Raw genomic sequence first — 2,312 nt, 5'->3', positions numbered from 1 at the left:
TGCGATCAAGCTGCTGCGATCTGGCCTGCTTTTTCGACCAGCACTTCGGCCTGACGGATCGAGGCATAGTCGATTAGGCGGCCATCCAGGGAAACAGCACCTTTGCCCGCCGATTCAGCCTCGGCCATGGCGACGAGTATGCGCTGTGCTTTGGTGACTTCGGCATCTGACGGCGACATGACCTCATTGGCCAGGGTAATCTGGCTGGGGTGGATGGCCCATTTGCCTTCACATCCCAGAACCGCCGCGCGTTTCGCCGCCGCTACGTAACCGTCCGGGTCCTGGAAATCACCAAACGGACCATCAATCGGGCGCAGGCCATTGGCGCGCGCGGCGACTACCATACGGGCCAACGCATAGTGCCACATGTCGCCCCAATGCGTCATACGATCTCCGTCAGCATCTGGGTCAGTCAGAACGGAATAGTCAGGGTTTACGCCGCCGATGATCGTGGTCCGGGCACGGGTTGACGCCGCATAGTCGGCCACTCCGAAATGCAGGCTTTCATTGCGTTTGGAAGCAGCCGCGATCTCGCTGACATTCTGCATGCCTAGCGCGGTTTCGATGATGTGTTCAAATCCGATCCGTTTCTTGTACCCTTTGGCGTCTTCAATCTGCGTCACCAGCATATCGACCGCATAGACGTCAGCAGCAGTGCCAACTTTGGGGATCATGATCAGGTCAAGACGCTCTCCGGCCTGTTCAACTACATCCACCACATCGCGGTACATGTAATGGGTATCCAGCCCGTTGATCCGCACCGACATGGTTTTGTTGCCCCAGTCGATATCGTTCAACGCCTCGATGATGTTTTTGCGGGCCTGTTCCTTTTCGTCAGGCGCGACCGCGTCTTCCAGATCGAGGAAGATCACATCCACATCTGACTTTGCGGCCTTTTCGAACATTCCGGGCTGGCTGCCGGGAACGGCCAGTTCGCTGCGGTTCAGGCGGGCAGGGGCTTGGTCGATGTTATGAAAGCTCATCGGTAAGGGTCCTTCGTCTTAGAGGTTCGGGTAGAGAGGGAATTTGGCGCAGAGGTCAGCGACCTCGGCCTTGACTTTGGCTTCGGCGGCGCTGTTGCCGTCTTCGCCATTGGCGGCGAGACCGTCGACCACTTCGATGATCCAGTCGGCGATCTGGCGGAATTCGACCTCGCCAAAGCCACGGGTGGTGCCCGCGGGTGAGCCCAGACGGATGCCGCTGGTGATGGTCGGTTTTTCCGGATCAAACGGCACGCCGTTCTTGTTGCAGGTGATATGCGCGCGACCCAGAGCCTTCTCAGTCGCATTGCCCTTGACGCCTTTGGGGCGCAGGTCGACCAGCACCACGTGGGTGTCGGTGCCGTGGGTCACAGTGTCCAGACCACCCTTGATCAGCTGATCCGACAGCGCCTGTGAATTGACCACAACCTGCTTGATATAGTCCTTGAAGGTCGGCTGCAGCGCCTCGCCAAAGGCCACGGCCTTGGCCGCGATCACGTGCATCAGCGGGCCGCCCTGAATGCCGGGGAAGATCGCCGAATTCACTTTCTTAGCGATATCTTCATCATTGGTCAGGATCATGCCGCCACGTGGTCCGCGCAGGGTCTTGTGCGTGGTGGTGGTCGCCACATGCGCATGCGGGAAGGGGCTGGGGTGCTCACCTGCCGCCACCAGACCGGCGAAATGCGCCATGTCCACGTGCAGATAGGCGCCGACCATGTCGGCGATCTCGCGCATGCGAGCAAAGTCGATCACGCGCGGGATGGCCGAGCCACCTGCGATGATCAGCTTGGGCTGGTGCTCTTTCGCCAACGCCTCGACCTGATCATAGTCCAGCATGTTGTCTTCTTTGCGGACGCCGTATTGCACCGCGTGAAACCACTTGCCCGACTGGTTGGGGCGCGCGCCGTGGGTCAGGTGGCCGCCCGCATCCAGGCTCATGCCCAGAATGGTGTCGCCGGGTTGGATCAGCGCCTGGAACACGCCCTGGTTGGCCTGGCTGCCCGAGTTCGGCTGCACGTTGGCGAACTCGCAACCAAACAGCTCTTTGGCGCGGTCGATGGCGAGGTTTTCAGCGATATCAACGAATTGGCAACCGCCATAGTAGCGCCGTCCGGGGTAGCCTTCGGCGTATTTGTTGGTCATCACCGAGCCCTGCGCCTCCATCACGGCGGCTGAGACGATGTTCTCGGACGCGATCAACTCGATCTCGTCGCGCTGACGGCCCAGTTCGGATGTGATCGAGCCAAAAAGCTCAGGGTCACGCTCGGATAGGGACTGGGTGAAAAAATCGTCTGTACGATGCGGGGCATTCACGAGGCAAATCTCCTG

The 2,312-nt window shown here is 59.9% G+C and carries 2 protein-coding genes; both read right to left on the bottom strand.

The window, feature by feature from the left end; translation table 11 throughout:
- Window positions 1-5: 5 nt before the first annotated feature.
- A complete protein-coding gene (locus RUE5091_RS22430; RefSeq protein ID WP_058284170.1) occupies window positions 6-983 on the bottom strand; it encodes an HpcH/HpaI aldolase/citrate lyase family protein in 978 nt (325 codons plus the stop codon).
- 18 nt (window positions 984-1,001) lie between these two features.
- Complete coding sequence (gene glyA / locus RUE5091_RS22425; RefSeq protein ID WP_058284171.1) at window positions 1,002-2,297, bottom strand: serine hydroxymethyltransferase; 1,296 nt, start codon at window positions 2,295-2,297, stop codon at window positions 1,002-1,004.
- Window positions 2,298-2,312: the final 15 nt, after the last annotated feature.

This window comes from Ruegeria denitrificans (genome assembly GCF_001458295.1).
GTDB lineage: Bacteria > Pseudomonadota > Alphaproteobacteria > Rhodobacterales > Rhodobacteraceae > Ruegeria > Ruegeria denitrificans.
Note: the sequence above shows the minus strand (reverse complement) of the source record. Positions and strands in the feature narration are given on the sequence as shown.